This window comes from Nocardia cyriacigeorgica (genome assembly GCF_005863245.1).
GTDB lineage: Bacteria > Actinomycetota > Actinomycetes > Mycobacteriales > Mycobacteriaceae > Nocardia > Nocardia cyriacigeorgica_C.
Window position 1 is genome coordinate 483,238 of the sequence record NZ_VBUT01000006.1, and the last position, 18,135, is coordinate 501,372.

General features: G+C 67.8%; 16 protein-coding genes and 2 pseudogenes. 9 read left to right on the forward strand and 9 right to left on the reverse strand.

The features are described from left to right. Positions 1–187 precede the first annotated feature (187 nt). On the forward strand, positions 188–1,525 hold the full coding sequence (locus tag FEK34_RS18250; RefSeq protein ID WP_249359345.1) for a polysaccharide pyruvyl transferase family protein: 1,338 nt from the start codon (positions 188–190) through the stop codon (positions 1,523–1,525). Beyond that, positions 1,522–2,352 (forward strand): glycosyltransferase family 2 protein, encoded by an 831-nt coding sequence (locus FEK34_RS18255; RefSeq protein ID WP_138449035.1) that lies wholly within the window; start codon positions 1,522–1,524, stop codon positions 2,350–2,352. Before FEK34_RS18250 ends, FEK34_RS18255 begins: the two co-directional genes overlap by 4 nt. Positions 2,353–2,363: 11 nt before the next feature. Here the strand turns inward: FEK34_RS18255 and FEK34_RS18260 are convergent, their stop codons facing one another. Then, positions 2,364–3,005 carry an MspA family porin gene (locus FEK34_RS18260; RefSeq protein WP_138449037.1) on the reverse strand — a complete coding sequence of 214 codons (642 nt, stop codon included), beginning with the start codon at positions 3,003–3,005 and terminating at the stop codon, positions 2,364–2,366. Positions 3,006–3,115: 110 nt separating this feature from the next. Beyond that, a complete protein-coding gene (locus FEK34_RS18265) occupies positions 3,116–4,252 on the reverse strand; it encodes a class I SAM-dependent methyltransferase (RefSeq protein ID WP_138449038.1) in 1,137 nt (378 codons plus the stop codon). Positions 4,253–4,266: 14 nt separating this feature from the next. On the opposite strand from FEK34_RS18265, the gene rfbC reads away from it, so the two are divergent. Further along, positions 4,267–4,830: a dTDP-4-dehydrorhamnose 3,5-epimerase gene (gene rfbC / locus FEK34_RS18270; protein WP_138449040.1), complete on the forward strand. Its 564-nt coding sequence runs from the start codon at positions 4,267–4,269 to the stop codon at positions 4,828–4,830. Here the strand turns inward: rfbC and FEK34_RS18275 are convergent. Genes FEK34_RS18275 through FEK34_RS18290 form a run of 4 tightly spaced genes read right to left on the reverse strand, consistent with a single transcriptional unit; the run spans position 4,805 to position 8,493 of the window. Next, positions 4,805–5,842, reverse strand: coding sequence for an NAD-dependent epimerase/dehydratase family protein (locus FEK34_RS18275; RefSeq protein ID WP_138449177.1), 1,038 nt, complete (start codon positions 5,840–5,842; stop codon positions 4,805–4,807). The two genes, rfbC and FEK34_RS18275, sit on opposite strands and share 26 nt — an antisense overlap. Before the next feature lie 2 nt (positions 5,843–5,844). Then, positions 5,845–6,495 (reverse strand): PIG-L deacetylase family protein, encoded by a 651-nt coding sequence (locus FEK34_RS18280; protein WP_138449042.1) that lies wholly within the window; start codon positions 6,493–6,495, stop codon positions 5,845–5,847. Beyond that, complete coding sequence (locus FEK34_RS18285) at positions 6,492–7,274, reverse strand: glucose-1-phosphate cytidylyltransferase (RefSeq protein ID WP_138449044.1); 783 nt, start codon at positions 7,272–7,274, stop codon at positions 6,492–6,494. Before FEK34_RS18285 ends, FEK34_RS18280 begins: the two co-directional genes overlap by 4 nt. A gap of 1 nt (position 7,275) precedes the next feature. Continuing rightward, positions 7,276–8,493, reverse strand: a complete 1,218-nt coding sequence (locus tag FEK34_RS18290) for a class I SAM-dependent methyltransferase (RefSeq protein WP_138449047.1) — start codon at positions 8,491–8,493, stop codon at positions 7,276–7,278. Here FEK34_RS18290 and FEK34_RS18295 point away from each other — a divergent pair. Beyond that, a complete protein-coding gene (locus FEK34_RS18295) occupies positions 8,392–10,491 on the forward strand; it encodes a sugar transferase (RefSeq protein WP_249359351.1) in 2,100 nt (699 codons plus the stop codon). The two genes, FEK34_RS18290 and FEK34_RS18295, sit on opposite strands and share 102 nt — an antisense overlap. A gap of 16 nt (positions 10,492–10,507) precedes the next feature. Here the strand turns inward: FEK34_RS18295 and FEK34_RS18300 are convergent, their stop codons facing one another. Further along, positions 10,508–11,062: an OsmC family protein gene (locus tag FEK34_RS18300; RefSeq protein WP_138449049.1), complete on the reverse strand. Its 555-nt coding sequence runs from the start codon at positions 11,060–11,062 to the stop codon at positions 10,508–10,510. Between the two features lie 132 nt (positions 11,063–11,194). Between FEK34_RS18300 and FEK34_RS18305 the strand changes: the two genes are divergently transcribed. Next, positions 11,195–11,491 (forward strand): DUF4242 domain-containing protein, encoded by a 297-nt coding sequence (locus FEK34_RS18305; RefSeq protein WP_138449051.1) that lies wholly within the window; start codon positions 11,195–11,197, stop codon positions 11,489–11,491. On the opposite strand, the gene FEK34_RS31185 is transcribed toward FEK34_RS18305, so the two are convergent. After that, on the reverse strand, positions 11,488–14,370 hold the full coding sequence (locus FEK34_RS31185) for an ATP-binding protein (RefSeq protein WP_138449053.1): 2,883 nt from the start codon (positions 14,368–14,370) through the stop codon (positions 11,488–11,490). The genes FEK34_RS18305 and FEK34_RS31185 overlap by 4 nt on opposite strands. Positions 14,371–14,513: 143 nt before the next feature. Here FEK34_RS31185 and FEK34_RS18315 point away from each other — a divergent pair, with 143 nt between their 5' ends. From FEK34_RS18315 to FEK34_RS18325, 3 genes are read left to right on the forward strand one after another with little or no spacing between them, the layout of a single operon-like run. Then, complete coding sequence (locus FEK34_RS18315; RefSeq protein ID WP_138449055.1) at positions 14,514–14,876, forward strand: cupin domain-containing protein; 363 nt, start codon at positions 14,514–14,516, stop codon at positions 14,874–14,876. A gap of 33 nt (positions 14,877–14,909) precedes the next feature. After that, entirely contained in the window at positions 14,910–16,286 is a 1,377-nt protein-coding gene (locus FEK34_RS18320; RefSeq protein WP_138449057.1) for an FAD-binding oxidoreductase, read from the forward strand. 52 nt (positions 16,287–16,338) lie between these two features. Next, on the forward strand, positions 16,339–17,223 hold the full coding sequence (locus tag FEK34_RS18325; RefSeq protein ID WP_138449059.1) for a hypothetical protein: 885 nt from the start codon (positions 16,339–16,341) through the stop codon (positions 17,221–17,223). 84 nt (positions 17,224–17,307) lie between these two features. On the opposite strand, the pseudogene FEK34_RS30050 reads toward FEK34_RS18325, so the two are convergent. Then, positions 17,308–17,685 (reverse strand): annotated as a pseudogene (locus FEK34_RS30050) (VWA domain-containing protein); the annotation flags it as partial. A gap of 8 nt (positions 17,686–17,693) precedes the next feature. On the opposite strand from FEK34_RS30050, the pseudogene FEK34_RS18330 reads away from it, so the two are divergent. Continuing rightward, positions 17,694–18,053, forward strand: a pseudogene (locus tag FEK34_RS18330) (amidohydrolase family protein); the annotation flags it as partial. Between the last annotated feature and the right edge of the window lie 82 nt (positions 18,054–18,135).

The window sequence follows — 18,135 nt, forward strand, 5'->3', positions numbered from 1 at the left end:
CGAGGAGCATATCTACATTTCCCTGATCACGTCAGCAATTTCGTCGCAAATGAGACTCGCATCGGCGATAATTCTCTGGAGGTAACAGGTCGGCGATCGCGTGCGATATATGTCCGTTGGATTCGCGTAGCGTCACCATCCGTTACCGGTATCTACTGTCGGGGGTGCTGACGGAAGGAAGCCGCGCGTGCGGAAATCCGAAGTCCTTGCGGGCCGCGATCGGCTCCGTGTGCTGATCGACAACGGTGAGTACTGGCTGCGCAACCGCGGCGACATCGCGATGATGGCGGTGACCGTGGAGCGACTGCGGCAGCACTGGCCGCAGGCGCGTATCGGGATGCTGACCAGCGAGCCGGCCATCCTGCGCGCCATGATGCCCGCGGCGGAGCCGATCGATGCGGCTCGGCCGTGGGGCCGCCGCGGCCGGCTACCGGGGCGATGGGGCAGCGACCTCGCCGGGCCCGTGGCACTACGGTGGCGCGCGGCAACGGAAGCGCCGAAGTCCCGCCTGCGCACGCTGCGCGCCGCCGTGGCCGATGAGCAGGAAATTCCGCCGACAGCGCCACGGGGCGAGCCGGCCTCACCCATTCCCGTCGCGGCGGATTCCGCCTCGCTCGTACTCGCCTTGGGCGGCGGATATATGACCGATGTCGATCTGTACCAAGCGCATCGGACCCTCGACTTGCTGGAATACGCGCAGCGGCGCGGGGTGCCGACCGCCATGATCGGACAGGGTCTCGGGCCGCTGCGCGATCATCGGCTGTTCGACCGTGCCGCGACGGTGTTGCCCCAGGTGGATTTCATCGCGCTCCGAGAAGGCCGGCGCGGCCCCGACCTGCTCCGGCAGCTCGGTGTCGCGCGGGAGCGGGTGATGGTCACCGGCGACGACGCCGTGGAACTCGGCTATCGGATGCGCCGTGACGACCTCGGCGCCGACATCGGACTGTGTCTGCGTGCGGCGGACTATATGCAGATCAGCGACCGGTCACGCGACATCCTCGGGACCGTCGTCCGCGCGCGTGCGGCGGATCTCGGCGCGGCCATCACGCCATTGATCATCTCGGAATACGACGACGAGGATCGACGGTGGACACTACCGCTGCTGCGCGGCGCCGCCCGGGTACGGCGCCCGATCGGACGCGCGGGATCGGCACAGGACGTGGCCGGGCAGGTCGGGCGCTGCCGCATCCTGGTGACCAGCGTGTACCACCTCGCGGTTTTCGCGCTGGCCCAGGGCGTTCCCGCGGTCTGTGTCACCGCATCGCGGTATTACGACGACAAGTTCTACGGGCTGGCCGATATGTTCGGCGCCGGGACCAGAATCGTGCACCTCGACGACGAGGCGCTCGCCGAGGTGCTGACCGAGGCGATCGATGACCTGTGGCGGACCGCGGTGGGATCGCGGGAGACGTTGTGGTGTAGCGCATCGAAGCAGATCGAGGCGAGTCGCGCCGGCCTCGACCGGGTCTTCGAGCTGGTGGACACGAGCGCACCCGGGGCGTGGCAGCGGCAGGGAAACCCATGAACACGCTGTCGGTGTGCGTGCCCTCCTACAACGCGGGCCGCACCTTGGCGACCACGATGCGGTCGATCCTGAGCCAAGACGCCGACTTCGAACTCATCGTTGTCGACAACGCCAGTACCGATGCCACCGCAGACATCGCGGCGTCATTCGATGACAAGCGAATTCGGATCTTCCACAACGACGAGACACTGCCGATCGGTGACAACTGGAACAGGGCTGTCGCGTTGACCACCGGGCGACTGGTGAAAATCGTCTGCGCCGATGACGTCTTGCGCCCCGACGCGCTCGCGTGCCAGCTCGAGGTGATGCGCGACGAGCGGGTGGCGATCTGTTCGGCCAGGTTCGACGTGATCGACGAGCAGGACGGCGTGCAGGAGAGTGGCCTCGGGCTGCCCGGGCTGGACGGAGTGCGGACACCGCGGGAGGTGATGCGGACCATCGTCCGGCGCGGGCCCGCCGAATTCGGGCCGACCGCCGCCGCGATGTTCTACCGGGAGCATTTCGACCGGGTCGGCGGATTCCGGGGCGACCTGGTGTTCCCGATGGATGTCGATCTCTTCGCCAGGGTGTGCACGTTCGGCGCCTTCTTCGGGATGACAGATATCGTTGCGGCGTGGCGCAATTCCTCGTTCAACCTGTGCAGCAATAGCTCGACGGTCAGCAAGCTGACCGAGATGCTGCGCTTTCATCACCGGCTGCGCGGTGAGTTCCCTGGCCGTGTCGCGCGCGCCGACGTCGTCGCGGGCGATGCCCGCTTGGTGCGTGCCGGCTTCGAGCGGGTACGGGTCCGGGCGTCGATGGCGAGACGACGCCCGGAACTGCCGTAGCCGCGTGCCGCTCAATTCGTGATGAGCCTGCCGTAGGCGATCGCGGTGTCGCCGCTGGGGCCGGTGACCGCGACATAGGGCCGGATGGTGGTGGGGCCGACTACGCCGGTGACACTGCCGTGGCCCCCCGATACCTGAACGCAACCGCCGGCGCCCGAGATCGAGCCGCTGGCGAGCTCGGCCTCCTGGATTCCGGGGCCGAAGCCGACCTCGAGCTCCATGCCGAGCTTGGGGATGACATCGGTGAGGCCCACCGCCACGTCGGGAAACACCTCTACGTCGAGTCCGGGCGTGGACCAGCTGAACTTGATCCGTCCGGTGAGGGTGGCCGGGTAGCCGACCTGGTAGCCGATGGCGATGCCACCGTCCCAGCCGTCCACATCGGGTCCGGTGATCCGGTAGCAGTACCGGCCGCTGTGAAACCACTCGCGGGTCAACGGGTTTCCGTCGAGCGGCGGAAGGAAATGAATGTTGGTCTCGGCCGACACCGCCTCGATCGTGCGGCCGTGCCGATCGACAACGGAATTGCTGCTTTCTATCGCGCCGGCGGAGCCCGGTCCGAGGGCTGCGCCGATGGCGAACCAGACGGTGAGTGCACCGATGACTCCGGTGCGGAGCGTGCGGCGTTTCGGCCGCTGAGCTGTACCTTTCATCAGATCCCCAAACTGGTCGGGCACGCGCGATCGCACGCATGCAGAACGGGATACCCCCGGAGTTCTTCAGGTCACGGCGCCGGGTGCGAGCCCGGCTTCGTCGAGCTCGGTCAGACGGCTGCACCTCCTTGTCGCTGTTCGGCCTCGGTGTCCGGTGCACCGGGCTCGTCGACGTCGACGACCCACGTGCCGTCGAGTTCTGGACAGGACACGCTGACCTCGGGCAGCAGGTCCGGCAGCGTGAGCAGCACCCGATCGGGTCGCATGGCGACCAGTTCGGCCGGAGCGATGATCGGTATTGCGGTCCCTGGCATCCGCCTGCCCTGTTTGGCCGGCGCCGCATCCGCTACCGCGTGCACGAGTCCGCGGTGTGCGCCCGCCAGGCTGAACAGCGCGACCGCGCGCGAGGCGGCCCCATAGGCGCAGACGGTGCTGCCGGCCGCGGATTCGGCCTCCAACCACCCACGCAATGATCTGGCCTGCCGATCTGCCGCCTTTTGCAGGTCCGCGACCCGGACCGCGCCGAGGGTGTGCGCCTCGGCCGACAGGACGCGGCGCAGGGATTGCTGCGGTTGCGTGAACCCGTGTACCGCCGCGACGAGTACCGTCCCGCCGTACAGGTCGAACTCCCAGGCCGCCACCGGGCTCATGCCCGCGGAATAGAGCAGCGTCCACAGCGCCGACATCGAGTAGTAGGCGAAATGACCGTGCCGTAGGCAATTCCATTGACCACCGGCGACGATGGCGCGCAGCGAATGGAACTGCACCAGCAGCACACCTCCTGGGCGAGTGGCGATGGCCCGCTGCGCGAACGCCGAGCGCTGGTCGGGCTCGTGCATGAGCCCGAAGCAGTCGACGACGACGTCGGCGGCACCCTCGACCGGAGTGAACCCCCGCGCGGTGATCAGGGGGAGCCAGCTGCCGCCGTGCGGGCTGGCGAACTCGCGGACGGTACCGCCACGCAGCCATCCGGCCGCTGCGGCGTGGGCGACGGCGTCGGCCGCCTGCTTGCGCAGCGCCAGTGATTCCACCGCCTTCGGTTCCGCCGGGGTGGTGCCGTCCTCGGCCAATTGGGCGAGCCCGCACCGGCCGCACAGCTCCATTGCCAGTGGATACACGGCGTCGGTATCCACGGGCGTGGTGACCAGCGGGAAGTCGTCGGCTGCGGGCATTCTGCCGAGGTCGAGCACTCGGTGGAGCGGTCCGCGGCCGCAGCCCCGGCAGGCTCGCCTGGTGTCGGTATTCATGCGACGATGACCCGATGCTCATAGAACAGGCCGAGCTGGCCGACGTTCTGGTGCTGGTCCCGCAGCCGCATCGCGACGAGCGGGGCTTGTTCACGCGGACCTTCGACGCCGCACAGTTCGATGGGCACCTCGGCGCGCCGGGCGCCGCGGCCTCGTTCGTGCAGGACTCCCAGTCCCGGTCGGTACGGGGTGTGATCCGCGGACTGCACGGCCGATCCGGCCGCGGTGAGGCGAAGCTGGTCCGATGCGCGCACGGCGCGGTGCACGATGTACTCGTCGATATCCGGCCGCAGTCGCCGACCTTCGGACGACACCAGGCCTTCCGGCTCGACGACACCGAGTTCTGGCAGCTGTACGTGCCGCCGGGTTTCCTGCACGGCTTCCAAGCGCTCACCGAGACCGCCGACGTCTGCTACCGCATCGACCGGCCGCACGATCCGGCCGAAGACCTCGCGGTCGCCTACGACGATCCCGACCTCGCCATCGAGTGGCCGCAACCGGTCACGATCGTCTCGGCCCGCGACGCGGCGGCGGGCAGTTGGCGCGCACTGCTCACCCATCTCGGGCACCCTTGGTGATCCGGCGCAGTGCGCCATCGAGCACCCCGGTGTCTCTGAGCATGCGCAGGCGGGCCAGCCGGGTGAACTTCTCGGTGAAGTCGGCGTCGGTCAACGCGCGCGCGATGTACTCGGTGGACAGTTCGGCGGCGCCGTCGGCGACGCTCCATTGTGCGTGGAAGCCCAGAATCGTTCGCGCCGCGGTGAAGTCGACACGGTAGGAGCGCGGGTCGGGCCCGGTCTCGCCGGTGACGACCAGTGTCGAGCCGGGAACCGCCGCGACGACGGCGTCGGCGATATCGGCGACGGTGAGATTGTTGTCCTCGGTGCCGATGTTGTAGGCCCGGCAGTGCACGGTGTCGATGGGAGCCACCAGGCAGCGTGCGAACGCCGCGGCGATGTCACGGGCGTGGACCAGCGGTCGCCACGGGGTGCCGTCGGAGAGCACTCGCACCGTGCCGGTGAGCACCGCGAAGCCCACCAGATTGTTCAGGACGATGTCGGCGCGCAGCCGGGGTGAGAAACCGAAGGCCGTGGCATTTCGGAGAAATACCGGCGAGAAGCCCGAATCGGCGAGTGCGGCTACCTCGTCTTCGACCAGGACTTTGCTCTCCGCGTACGGCGTCAGCGGGCACAGCGGCGCGTTCTCGGCGACGAGATCATCGCCGGCCGCGCCGTACACCGAGCAGGTCGAGGCGTACAGGAAGCGCCGGACCCCGGCGGCTTTCGCGAGTCGAGCCAGTCGTACCGAGGCGCGATGGTTGATGTCGTAGGTGATCTCGGGGGCGAGCGCGCCGAGTGGGTCGTTCGACAAGGCCGCGAGATGGATGACGGCCTCGAAGCCGGCCAGCTGCGCCGCGGTCACATCGCGGAGGTCGACGGTGAGGGTCGGTGGATCCTCGGGCGCGGCGCCGAGCACGCAGTCGGCGTAGTAGCCGATGTCGAGGCCCGTCACATCATGCCCTGCTGCGCCGAGGATCGGTGTCAGCACCGAACCGAGATACCCCTGATGACCGGTCACCAGTACCCGCATGATCATCGACCTCCGACGGTGACGACGGCCTTGTCGACGACAAATGCCTCGGCGTACTCGGCGTGGCAGTGCACACCGCGGATCGTGCTCAGCCCGAGGAAGACTCGTTCGTCGTACCAGTCGTGGTGGTGTTGGGACGGATAGTGCCGGGCCAGCAGCCGCGCCTTCCGCTCGGCGATGTCGGCGGTGAGCGGAAGGAACAGCGTGGGATGCGGAGTGTCGGCTTCCCACTTGAGGATTTCGTAGCCGAGGATCAGATGGTCGCGGAATTCGGTCGGCACCAGTTCGGCGAGCAGCCGGTGATCCTGGTGCGCATCGTGACGCTGTGGCGCGAAGACCAGGTCGGGGTCGGCGCGGCGACGGAAGAGGCCGAGCTGCTGTTTGATCCGGTCCCAGTGCGCAGGCGCGCGCCCGTCGGGAACGTCGAGCACCTCGAGGTCGAGTTCGGCGCCGGAACAGAATTCCCCGAGCGCGGCCGCTTCCTCTGCTGCCCGGGGTGTCCCACCGCCGGAAAGTACCAGTGCCCGGACCCGGAGGGTGGCAGCGGATTTCACCAGCGACAGCAGTGTGCCACCCGCGCCGATGGCGATATCGTCGCAGTGTGCGCCGAGCACCGCGATCTCCCGCACGTCCCCGGTAGCCAGGGAAATCATCGGATCGCCTTCTCCCACACCATCCACGGCCGTTCGCCGCGGCTGTAGCATTCATCGAGTTCCGCGCGTTCTTTGAACGTATCGGCGGGTTTCCAGAATCCGTCGTGCTGATAGCCGAACAGCCTGCCCTGCGCCGCGAGCGCTCCGCAGGCGTCCTCGACCAAATCACCGCCGGGCGGCAGCAATTCGAAGATCTCCGGCGTCAGCACGAAATAACCGCCGTTCTCCCAGATCGGTAATCGCGACACCGGGATGATGTTCTTGATCTCACCGAGAGAATTCACGTCGACACAATGGAAGGACGACTGCGGCGGCACGATCATCATCGAGGCCGCCGCGCCGGAAGCGATGAAACGCTCCACCATCACATCCAGCGGCGCGTCGGTGAGGACGTCTGCGTAATTCGCCAGGAAGTACCGCTCACCCACGAGGTGCTCGCGCACCCGGCGCAACCGCTCGCCGATCGCCGATTCGACGCCGGTATCGACGAAGGTGATCGTCCAGTCGCTGATGTCGGAGTGCAGCAATTCCACCTTGCCGCCGTGGATCACGAAATCGTTGGACACCGACTCCTGGTAGGTCAGGAAGAAGTTCTTGATGTGGGCGGCGCCGTAGCCCAGGCACAGGATGAACTCGTGATGCCCGAAATGGGCGTAATAGCGCATGACATGCCAGATCAGCGGACGCGGACCGACCAACTGCATCGGCTTGGGCAGGATGTCGTTGGTGCCGTTACGCATACGCATGCCATAACCACCGCAGAACAGGACCACTTTCATCTCAGAACTCCGCACGGTGCAAGGTGGGTAGCGGAAAATACAGCTCGCCACCCCAGTCCGCGATGTGGCGGAGTTGGGCGGTGATCTCGGGTTCGAGATTCCACGGCAGCACCAGCACGACGTCGGGCCGGTCGGCGTCGATCCGCTCGGGATCGTGGATAGGAACCCGCGTGCCGGGGGTGTAGCGTCCCTGCTTGTACGGGTTGCGGTCCACGGTGTACTCGAGCAGATCCGTCCGGATGCCGCAGTAGTTGAGCAACGTGTTGCCCTTACCCGGTGCGCCGTATCCGACGACGCGTTTGCCCTTGTCCCGGCAGTCCAGCAGGAAACGCAGCAGGCCATGCCGGATGGCTTCGGCGCGCGCTCGCAGTTCCAGATAGCCGCCGACGTCATGGAGGTCGGACTCGACCCGGAGCGCGTCGGCCACGCGCCGGCCCGGTGTCGCGACCGCCTCCGGCCGGGCCCACAGCCGTAGCGATCCGCCGTGGGTCGGGAGGAACTCCACGTCGACCAGCGTCAGACCCCCGGTCGCGAGCGCGCGTTGCGCCGACGCGACCGTGTAGTACTGGAAGTGCTCGTGATAGATGGTGTCGAATTGGCCGAGCCGTACCAGATTCAGCGCGTGGTGCACCTCGATCGACAGCCAGCCGTGGTCATCGAGCAGCGCACGCAGCGACCGGTTGAAGCCGAGCAGATCGGGTACGTGCGCGTAGACGTTATTGGCGATCACCAGATCGGCGGGCCGGTACACGGTGCGGATCTGCCTGGCCAGTTCCTCGTCCAGGAATGCCGTCACTGTCGGCACGCCCTTCGCACGTGCCGCGGCGCCGACGTTCACCGCAGGCTCGATGCCGAGACACGAGTAGCCGGCGGCCACCGCGTGCTGGAGCAAGTAGCCGTCGTTGCTCGCCACCTCGACGATCAGCGCGGAGCTGTCCAGACCGAGACGCGGAATCGCAGTCGTGACAAAAGATTTGGCGTGGCGCACCCAGCTGTCGGAGTACGAGGCGTAGTAGGCGTACTCGGTGAAGGTTTCCTCCGGGGTGATGAGCGCAGGGATTTGCAGCAGCAGGCACTCCGCACACAGCCGCAAGTGCAGGGGGTAGGTCATCTCCGGGTGATCGAGCTCGGCGCCGGACAGGAACCTCTCGCACGGCGGTGTCGCACCGAGATCGAGAATGCTGATCATCCGATCGGATTCACACAGTCGGCACAACATGCGGGCACCAAAACCTTCCGCGGCGGACCTTGTGTCGATATTTCCGAACGCGTCCGCAACGCGGCTCACGTTACAACAAATTCCATCGAAAAACACCTGTCCGGCGATGAACTCGGATTTTCTGTCGCCGATGAAGTTGATCTTCGATTCGAGAAATCGGACGAGCGGGACAATGTTTTCGATCATGAATTCACGGGCATTTCACAATTATTGAAGCTTCAGTTGGGCCTGCCTATAGGTAGGCCGGCGACCGAAATGGCCGGGGGAAAGTGCATACCAAAGGTCTTTTTCGGCCCCGGTTATTGCTACGTAGCCATGCAATGGGCCATACTTCGCAGACAAGAAGGTCGCCCGGCACCGCCGAACCGACTCAGGGTTGCGTCAGATCGGCAGTTCCAATCACAGGGTATTTTTTACTATAAATCTTCGGGAAATTCGACCACTGAGGATCGGATTGAATTTTCCTGTCGAAAAGTGTGTTTTCCCATGCATCTTACGATTCGTGCACGGCGAGATATACGTGCCGCGCGGATCTCGCAACAGCTCAATTCTTCCGAAAGACAGCGGTGGCAGGTCGAATACGCGCGCCGATTGGCGGTTGCCGACCTCGCCGTGGTGTGTTCAGCGGTGGGCGCCGCGCAGTTCATCCGTTTCGGCGGTCCGGTGGATCCGCCGCTGGCCGGCCAACTTCCCTACACGGTCGGCTACAGTTTCGTCTCCGCCGTCCTGGCCATCGCATGGGCAGCCATCCTGGCCGGATCACTCAGCCATTCGCTGCGGGTGATCGGCTGTGGCATCGAGGAATACCGGCGGCTGGTCTCGTCGACGGTGTGGCTGTTCGGGCTGATCGCCATCGTGTCGCTGATCCTGCGGGTGGATATCGCGCGTGGCTATCTCGCCATCGCGCTGCCCATCGGCCTGCTCGGCCTCGTCGTGGAGCGCAGGCTGTGGCGCGGCTGGATAGGCGCCCAGCGCGCCCGCGACCGCTACGGCACCACGGTGCTGGTCGTCGGCAGCCGCAATTCCGCACGAGCAATGGTGCAGGCTTTCGGGCGCGACCTGACCACCGGATACAAGGTGGTCGGCGTGTGTATTCCCCGCGACGACCGGATGATCGCCGACCCCTGGATCGCGGTCGGGGACCGGTTCGTTCCCGTCGTCGGCGACGACGCCGCGGTGCTCGACGCGGTGTGCAGAATCGGGGTGGACGCCGTCGCGGTGACCGCCACCGACAAACTCGGCCCCGCCGACTTCCGCTGGATGGCATGGGAGTTCGACGCGATCGGGGTGGAGTTGATCGTGGCGCCAGGACTGGTGGGTGTCGCGGGCGCGCGGCTGACCAACTGCCTGATCGCCGACATGCCGATGGTGCATGTGGAACGGCCGCAGTACGACCGCGCCAAGTGCGTGCGCAAGAGCCTGTTCGACTTCGGCTTCGCGCTGTTCGCGGTGCTGGCGCTGGCGCCGGTACTCCTCGCGGTAGCGGCCGCGGTGAAGTCGACCAGCGTGGGACCGGTGTTCTATCGGTCGGAGCGGATCGGGCGCGATGGCCGACCCTTCCGGATGATCAAGTTCCGCAGCATGTACGCCGACGCCGACGCGCAGGCCGACGACCTCATCGCCGGAAGCGGCGGCAACCCGCTGTTCTTCAAACTCGAGAACGACCCGCGGATCACCCCGGTGGGCAAGGTGATCCGCAAGTACAGCCTCGACGAGCTGCCGCAGTTCTTCAATGTGCTGCGCGGTGAGATGAGCGTGGTCGGTCCGCGGCCGCAGGTCCGCCGCGAAGTCGACAGCTACGACGGCGTGATGCGCAGGCGGCTATTGGTCAAGCCGGGCGTGACCGGGTTGTGGCAGGTGAGCGGGCGCTCGGATCTGTCCCTGGAGGACGCCATTCGGCTCGACCAGTCCTACCTGGAGAACTGGTCGATGGTGCTCGACTTGCTGCTGATCGCGAAGACCGTCAGCGTCGTCGCCCGCGGCAACGGGGCATATTGAGCAGGGCGGGCGAGGATCAGGTTCCCGTGGGTGCGGTAGTGCTCGTGGGTGCGACCACACCCGCACGCACCACCCGGATCACCGGCGGGTGCAGGAGGCTGCGGCCGACCACGCAGTACCGCTCGGTGAGCTCGGCGAGCTTGGTCAACGCGGCCGCGTCCACGTCGGAGGAGGTCGTGACGGTGATCGTCACCGTTATCGTCGACACCCCGACGTCGGCGCTCCGGTCGATGCCCAGGGTGCCGGTGGCGTCGAAGGATCCGGTCGCCTCGACCTCGGCGCCGGTGATCGGCAGCGCCATGGCGGTGGCGACGCTGCGGCAGGTCACCCCGGCGCAGGCGGCGAGCGCCTCGAGCAGCATGTCGCCGGAGCAGGCATCCGAACCGTCACCGCCGGTGGCCGGGTGCAGGCCGGCGCGCACCGGACCCGCGAACGTGCGCACCGTGCAGGTGATGCCGGGGTCGGCGAACGAACCCACAGCACGCAGCGCCGTGACCGCGGCGGCCGGATCGTCCCGGTAGCGCTGCTTCACCGCAGCTTGCTGGGCTTTCAACTGCGCCGGAGTGGTCATCTGTCAAGCGTAGTCCGAGGTCCTGCCGGCTTCGCGGGACGTTGAACAGCGGGTACCGTGAAAGCCGGGGACCGCCGTTCGGACCGGTGCACCGTGTGGGCCGCGTCCGAGCACAACCAAGGGGTACACCCGATGCCGGTATTCATGGTGGAGCGGCAATTCGCCGAACAGCTCGAGGTGGCCCCGGACACCGCCGCGGAGATCAACCGGATCAACGACGAGTTCGGTGTGCGATGGCTCGAGTCGTTTCTGTCGCTGGATAAACGCAAGACGTTCTGCCTCTACGAGGCCGATAACGTCGACGCGATCCGTGCCGCCGCGGTCCGGGCCGGAATCCCGGCCGACGCCATCATGGAACTGTCCGGCACGCTCACCCCGGACGGCGCTTTCGCGCCGCTGTCGACAGCGGGCGGGCCGGTCACCGGCTAGAGCAGTCCGTGCTCGGTGGCGAAGACAGCGGCCCTGGTCCGATTGGGTGCTGCGGTTTTGATCAGGATGCTGCGCACATGGTTGGCGGCGGTATTGGCGCTGATGAACAAGCGCTCGCCGATCTCGCGATTGGACAGGCCGTCGGCCACCAGGCGCAGCACCTCCACCTCGCGGTCGGTCAGCCCGTTCGGCAGGGGCACGTGCTCGCGACGCGGCGCCGGGTCCGCGTCCAGGTCCCGCAGAATGCGGCGATGTCCGATCCGCCGTGCCAGCGCGCGTGCCTCGGTGGCGAGGTCGGCGGCCGCGGGCCCGGGCACGGCGTCGGGGTGGCGGATCCGGTGCCGATACCACGCCGCCAATGTCTCGGCCTGGTGGGTCACCGCGCCCATCCGGCGGTCCATCGCCAGCGCGCGCCCGAAATGCGCGTCGGCGCTGGCCGTGCCGAGCACCGAATCGAGCTCGGCGAGATACCGATCCGCGCTGCCGAACACCGCCACGCTCGCACCGGCCATCAGATTGGCCCCGGCGTACTCGGCCATCAACGGGCGCAGCATCGCCGCCACCGCGGTGTCGTCGAGCCCGACCGCCGCCTCGGTGGCGAACGCCAGCACCCCCGCCCATTGCGCGCCGAAACGGTGATCGTCGAGCCGGTCGCACAGGTAGGTCAGCAGGCGCGCGGCCGGCTGCCACATCCCCAGCTCCGTGTACAAGGCCAGCAGGCCGGGCAACCAGTGGTCGTCGTAGCTCTCACGTCCGGAGACGAGGGGACGAACCTGCTCCAGGCCGCCGGTGACCCGCCGGAGCATGAACTGCTGCACACCCCACGACCCCTCGGTGGCGCCGCCGAACTCCTGGGTGAATTGGTCGTCGAGCCATTCGATGATCCGCTCGGTGCCCGCGAAGTCGCCGACCGCGAACCGGTGCGCGCATCGCGAGCATCCGGCGACATACCGGAAGAACGGCTGTCCCCGTGCCAGCGCCAACTCGGTCAGATCGCGCTGGGCACTGCTCCATGCCACCGCGTCGCCGAGCAGGTAGGCGAACACCGCGCGGTGGAAGGCGGCCGGACCCCGGTAGTCGTCGTCGCCGAGGCGCGCGCCGATGTCGTTGAGCTCGACCGCCCTCGCCAGCAGCTCCGGCGCCAGGTCCGGGCGCAGACCCTGCCACAGCGTCGTGCACAGGGCATGCGCGAGAAGCTCCGGATCGCCGATGGCCCTGGCCCGCGCCAAGGCATCCTCACCGATCCGGCGAGCCCGCCGGGAATCGCCGGTGAACGACGCCGCACGCCCCATACTCGCGTGAGCGCGTACCGACAGCGGGTCATCAGGATCCAGCGCGGCGGCGTCCAGTGCCTCGCTCAGTAGCGCCAGCGAGCGCTGACCACTGGCGGAGGGCCGCCACGACGCGTTCTCGTGCCCGATCGCGGCGGACAGCCGGACGCGCGGGTCGCCCTCCGTGGCGAGATCCTCGTAGAGCCGGCGGGCGGTGTGGAAGTCGCCACCGTGCAGGTGGCAGCGCGCCGCCGCCGAGAGGAGCTCGACCCGGGTCGGTCCGCGCGCGGCGTGCGCCTGCGCGGCACGCTCGTACAGCACCGCCGCCTCGCGGTGGGCGATGCCGCGCTCGGCCTGGCGGGCCGCGAGCACCAGGTAGTGCACCGCCTTGTCCGCGTATCCGAGGGCGCGGGCGCGGAAATAGTGATGCGCCAGCGCGGCCACCCGGGTCGGGTCCCGTTTCTCGAGGGCGAGCGCGACCCGGGCGTGCGCGGCCGCCAGATCGCCCGCCGACATCCGGTCGAGGACGGCCTGGCGGGCAAGGGCGTGCGCGAATCGATACTCGCCGTCCGCGGTCCCCGCGACGAGAAGCCCGGCGCGCACACCGAAGTCGATCCCCGCGAGGACCTGGTTCGAGTCGAGTCCATCGGCCAGGATCTCGGGGTCGACGACATCACCGGCGGCCGCCGCCAGTTCGATCACCCGCGCGTGGTCCACATCGAAGGCCGCCAGCCGGCGGGCCAGCGCGTCCTGGACCGATCGCGGTGCGGCGACAGCGGACCGCACCGCGGTCAGGCCGCCGCGGGTCGCCAGGTCGTGCCAGTACTCCTGGAGGAAGAACGGATTTCCGCCGGTGTGGTCACGCAGTACCGGCGCCGCCGACCGCGCCGACCCCCGCGACACCCCGGCCGCCCGGACGAGATACTCGGCCACCTCCTCGGTGCTCAGCCCGGCGAGGTCGATCCGGGCGACACCGTCGAGACGATGCAGATCGGCGAGGGCGAAGCTCACCGCATCCGTGCGGTCCGGCGCGGTGGTCCGCAGGGTCGCCAGCACGAGTAGCCGCTCACCGGCCGTGGACTCGACCAGATGCGACAGCATCGCCAACGTCGGTTCCGAGGCCCAGTGCACATCCTCGAGGACGATCACCAGGGGGCAGCGCTCGGCGGCCGCCAGCAATACCCGCATGAAGGCGTCGAAGAGAGCGGGTCGCGAGTCCCGGTCACCCGGATTCGGTTGCGCCGACGGCCAGTACCGCGACACGGTCGTGGTGAGCCGCAGCAGCGGGGCAGCCGCAGTCGGCGCGATGGCGCGAAGGGCTTCCGGCGGGGCCTGCTCGAGCGCCTGCTCGAGAATCGCGACGAAGGGCCGGTACGGGATGTCGAGGTCTTCGCGGCACGCGCCCCACAGCACCGTGGCGCCGTGCGCGCGCAACGCGGTGGCCGCCTCGCTCACCAACCGGGTCTTACCGATGCCGGGCTCGCCGCCGACGACAACGACCTGCCGCCGATCACTCTCGACCGCCGCCCACACGGCCTCGAGCCGCGCGACTTCCGCGCCGCGACCGACAAAGGCCGTACCGCTGCTCGGCGACGCCGATTCGGTCACCCCTCGACCTTAGCCGGATTCGACGACCACCGAGATAGTCCGATCTGACCCCCTCGCGACCACGCCGATTCGGTCAGATCAGGTCAGGTGCGCGGCACCGGCTCTCCGTAGCGTCACAGATAACGCCAACCGAGGAGCACACCATGGCGACGAGGATCGAAGACCTGCCCATCGAGGTCGCCCAAGGCGAGTTGACCACCCGGTACATCGAGTGGGGCGACATGGCCGTCCGGTACGCCAGCGTGCCACCCGAGACCGACTTCGGCCCGGTCCTGCAAGGCCTGCCCGGCGACCGCTGCCCCAGCCCGCACTGGGGAATCGTGCTGGAAGGGTCGCTACGGCTCGAACACGCCGACGGCACGGTGGAGACCGCCGGCGCCGGCGAGGTCTACCACTGGCCCGCCGGGCACACCGCCACCTCCGCCGGGGGAGCCGTCTTCCTCGAAGTCGGCCCGGTGGCGCAGATGCGTCAATTCCACGACCACGTCCTGCGCCTGTTCGGCTGACCGCCGCACCGGCCCGACCCTCAGGGAGCAGAAATGAACGGCACACCAGCACTGACCATGCTCGAAGCGGTCCGCGGCGAGGTGATCACCGCGCAGTCACCCGGCTACGACCAGGCCCGCTCGGTCTACAACGGGATGATCGACCGCAAACCCCTCGCGATCGTCGGCGCGGTCGACGTCGCCGACGTGCGCGTCACCGTCGACACCGCCCGGGAGAGCGGACTCGACCTCGCTGTCCGCGCAGGCGGCCACAGCGTGCCCGGTTTCGGCACCGTCGACGACGGCATCGTCGTGGACCTCAGCGCGATGAAGGGCATCCGCATCGACCCCGAGCAGCGGATCGCCCGGGTACAGGCAGGCTGCACCTGGGGCGACTTCGACCACGCCGCACACACATTCGGTCTCGCCACCACCGGCGGCATCATCTCGACCACCGGTGTGACCGGCCTGACGCTCGGCGGCGGCATCGGCTATCTCGCGCGCGCCTACGGGCTCTCCATCGACAACCTGCGATCCGCCGACGTCGTCCTGGCCGACGGCACCTTCGTCACCGCGAACGCGACCGAGCACCCCGACCTGTTCTGGGCACTACGCGGCGGCGGCGGCAACTTCGGTGTGGTGACCGAGATGGAGTTCGACCTGCACCCGGTGGACACCATCTACGGCGGACCCATGTTCTTCGAGCTCGACGCCGCCGAAGAACTGCTGCGGACCTACCGCGACTGGATCGCCGCGGCACCGCGCGCGATGGGCGCCTTCCCCGCGTTCCAGATCGCCCCACCGCTGCCCTTCATCCCCGAAGACCGGGTCGGTGAGCCGTTCATGCTCGTGGTGTCGTGCTTCAACGGCAGCGACGAGGCAGGCGAAGCGCTGCTCGCGGAGCTGCGAGCGGTCGCGGCACCGGTCGCCGAGCACGTGGGCCGGATGCCCTACCCGGCCCTCAACGGCGCGTTCGACGCGCTGCTTCCCGCCGGGTTGCAGCACTACTGGAAGGCGGCGTTCCAACCCGAGCTCACCGACGGCGCCCTCGCCGCGCATCTGGAATTCGGTCCACGGGTGCCCGCCATGCAGTCCACCATGCACCTGTACCCGATCGACGGCGCCGTCCACGACGTGGCGGCGGAGGACACCGCGTTCGCCTACCGAACCGCGAACTTCGCGCCGGTGATCGCGGGCATGTGGCCGGATCCGGCCGACAACGAAGCCAATATCAAGTGGGTGCGCGACTACCACGCCGCGCTCGAACCGCATACCGCCGACGGTGGCTACATCAACTTCATGGCCTCCGACGACCAAGGCCGCATCCGCGCCAACTACGGCCCGAACTACGACCGCTTGGCGGCGATCAAGAAGGCCTACGACCCGGCCAACCTGTTCCATCTCAACCAGAACATCGCGCCGGCGAGGTAATCCCACGGGTGCGTGGCCGACTCCGGCAGCTGTGGCTCACTAGGCTGACCGGGTGGAATTCACGGCGGATGTCGAGCGCGGCAAGTGGTTGCTGGAGCGGGTCGGCGAACACGGGGTCGGCGACATCGCCGGCACCGGGTTCGAGGCGTATGCGCGAATCCTGCATCCGGTCGAGGCGACCCGCCGCGACGTCACGAGCACCGACGAGTGGGGCAATCCCGCGGTCGTGGAGGAGGCGTTGTGGCCGTGGGCCGAGGTCGCCGCGCGCAACGGCCGAGTGATGCATCCGCTGGTGCAGTGGCGCAACCTCACCGACGGTGAGGACGAAGCGGCGATGTCGTTCGACGACGGCTGGGAAGTCGGCCAGACCGCCGTGGGGTGGTTCGACCCGAAGCTACTGGCCGCGCTCACTGCCCACCTTCGCGTGGCGACCGAAACGCCGGACGAGGTGACGGCTGGTGTGTGGAATGGCTTCGGCGAGCTGAATACATCCTCGGGTGCGGTGTTGTTGATGTCCACCGACGGCGATCCGCGCAACCTCGAGCGCGAGCGAGCTCGAATCGAAGCCGAGCTGACCGCCTCGGTCGCGCCGCAGGTCGGTCAGGCGGTCGAGGCCGGGCCGTTCCTGCGGTGGCCGGGCCGCGACTTCCTGCTGTTCGACACCAGCCTCTCCGAACTCGCCGATCCCGGTTGGGTGTACGCGGCCGGCCTGGGATGGACACCCGACTTCCCCGGAGTGACGCCCCAGCTGCTCTGGCCCGCCGACCACGCCTGGGTCGTAGCCAGCGAGATCGACATCGACTCCACAATCGTCGCCGGCTCACGGGCCCTGATCGAGGCGGTGGTGGCCGACGGTTGTTTCGAGGCCTTCGAGATCACCGAGGATTCGGATCTGAGCTGGGACGGCGACACGATCAACCCCGCGCCGCAGGCCTGAACAACCGCTACGACGCCACGACGTTCGGTCCATCGCGGAAGCCCATTTTTCCGAGATCGGTAGATGGTTCTCATGGTTCCCGCGTCACCTGCCGGTCGACTTCGGCGCGCTGAATTCGCGCAAGCTCGACAGGAACAGCTCGTCCATGCGTGGGCTCAGTTCGGCGAGGGTCGTCGCGGTGGCGTAGCCGGCGGAGCCGAAAACCCGCGCGAGGACGTCGGTGTCGGTGTCGGCGCCGAGTGACAGGCACAGGCACCCGACGCCGTCGCCGCGGAGTTCCTCGAGTGCCTTACGGGTGTCGGCCTCGGCGTAGCGGCCTTCGTAGCCTTCTTCGAAGGGCAGCCCATCGGACAGTAGGAGCAACAGCCGGTTCTGCGTGCCTGCCCGGGTTGTGAGGATCTCGCCTGCGCCCCGGATTCCGGCGCCGAGGCGTGTGTAGCCGGATGGCCGAAGGCGGTTGAGCAGTGTTCAAGGTGGCCAGCATCGAGAACGGCTCGTACTTCGTCTACCGGTTGATCAAGCGCTTGAAAAAGGCTGCCAACACCGCGCCCTACCATTTCAAGGAGGATCCGGTGGAGCAGCTGAAGAACAACGTGTGGATCGCGCCGTACTACGAGGACGACGTCAAGCTGCTCGCCGAAACCATCGGCGTGGAACGGGTGCTGTTCGGCTCGGACTGGCCACACGGCGAGGGGCTTGCCGACCCCACGACGTTCACGGCCGATATCCCGCAGTTCCCCGAGTTCTCCCACGAGGACACTCGGAAGGTGATGCGCGAGAACGCGTTGGAATTGCTCGGCAGCAGGGTCCCTCTGGGGTCACGCAGCTGATACGAGAGCAGAAGTTGAATCGCTGCCCGCGTTCGCCGACGTCGCTCGCGTACGGATCCAGCCACTGACTATCGGAGTGGTA

Bases quoted from the DNA above. Each gene is read 5' to 3' on its own strand.
- FEK34_RS18305 (WP_138449051.1), top strand. From the start codon at position 11,195: ATGCCGGTATTCATGGTGGAGCGGCAATTCGCCGAACAGCTCGAGGTG.
- rfbC (WP_138449040.1), top strand. From the start codon at position 4,267: ATGCTCATAGAACAGGCCGAGCTGGCCGACGTTCTGGTGCTGGTCCCG.
- FEK34_RS18255 (WP_138449035.1), top strand. From the start codon at position 1,522: ATGAACACGCTGTCGGTGTGCGTGCCCTCCTACAACGCGGGCCGCACC.
- FEK34_RS18320 (WP_138449057.1), top strand. From the start codon at position 14,910: ATGAACGGCACACCAGCACTGACCATGCTCGAAGCGGTCCGCGGCGAG.
- FEK34_RS18275 (WP_138449177.1), bottom strand. From the start codon at position 5,842: ATGCGGGTACTGGTGACCGGTCATCAGGGGTATCTCGGTTCGGTGCTG.
- FEK34_RS18280 (WP_138449042.1), bottom strand. From the start codon at position 6,495: ATGATTTCCCTGGCTACCGGGGACGTGCGGGAGATCGCGGTGCTCGGC.
- FEK34_RS18265 (WP_138449038.1), bottom strand. From the start codon at position 4,252: ATGAATACCGACACCAGGCGAGCCTGCCGGGGCTGCGGCCGCGGACCG.
- FEK34_RS18290 (WP_138449047.1), bottom strand. From the start codon at position 8,493: ATGTTGTGCCGACTGTGTGAATCCGATCGGATGATCAGCATTCTCGAT.
- FEK34_RS18260 (WP_138449037.1), bottom strand. From the start codon at position 3,005: ATGAAAGGTACAGCTCAGCGGCCGAAACGCCGCACGCTCCGCACCGGA.
- FEK34_RS18285 (WP_138449044.1), bottom strand. From the start codon at position 7,274: ATGAAAGTGGTCCTGTTCTGCGGTGGTTATGGCATGCGTATGCGTAAC.
- FEK34_RS18300 (WP_138449049.1), bottom strand. From the start codon at position 11,062: ATGACCACTCCGGCGCAGTTGAAAGCCCAGCAAGCTGCGGTGAAGCAG.
- FEK34_RS18315 (WP_138449055.1), top strand. From the start codon at position 14,514: ATGGCGACGAGGATCGAAGACCTGCCCATCGAGGTCGCCCAAGGCGAG.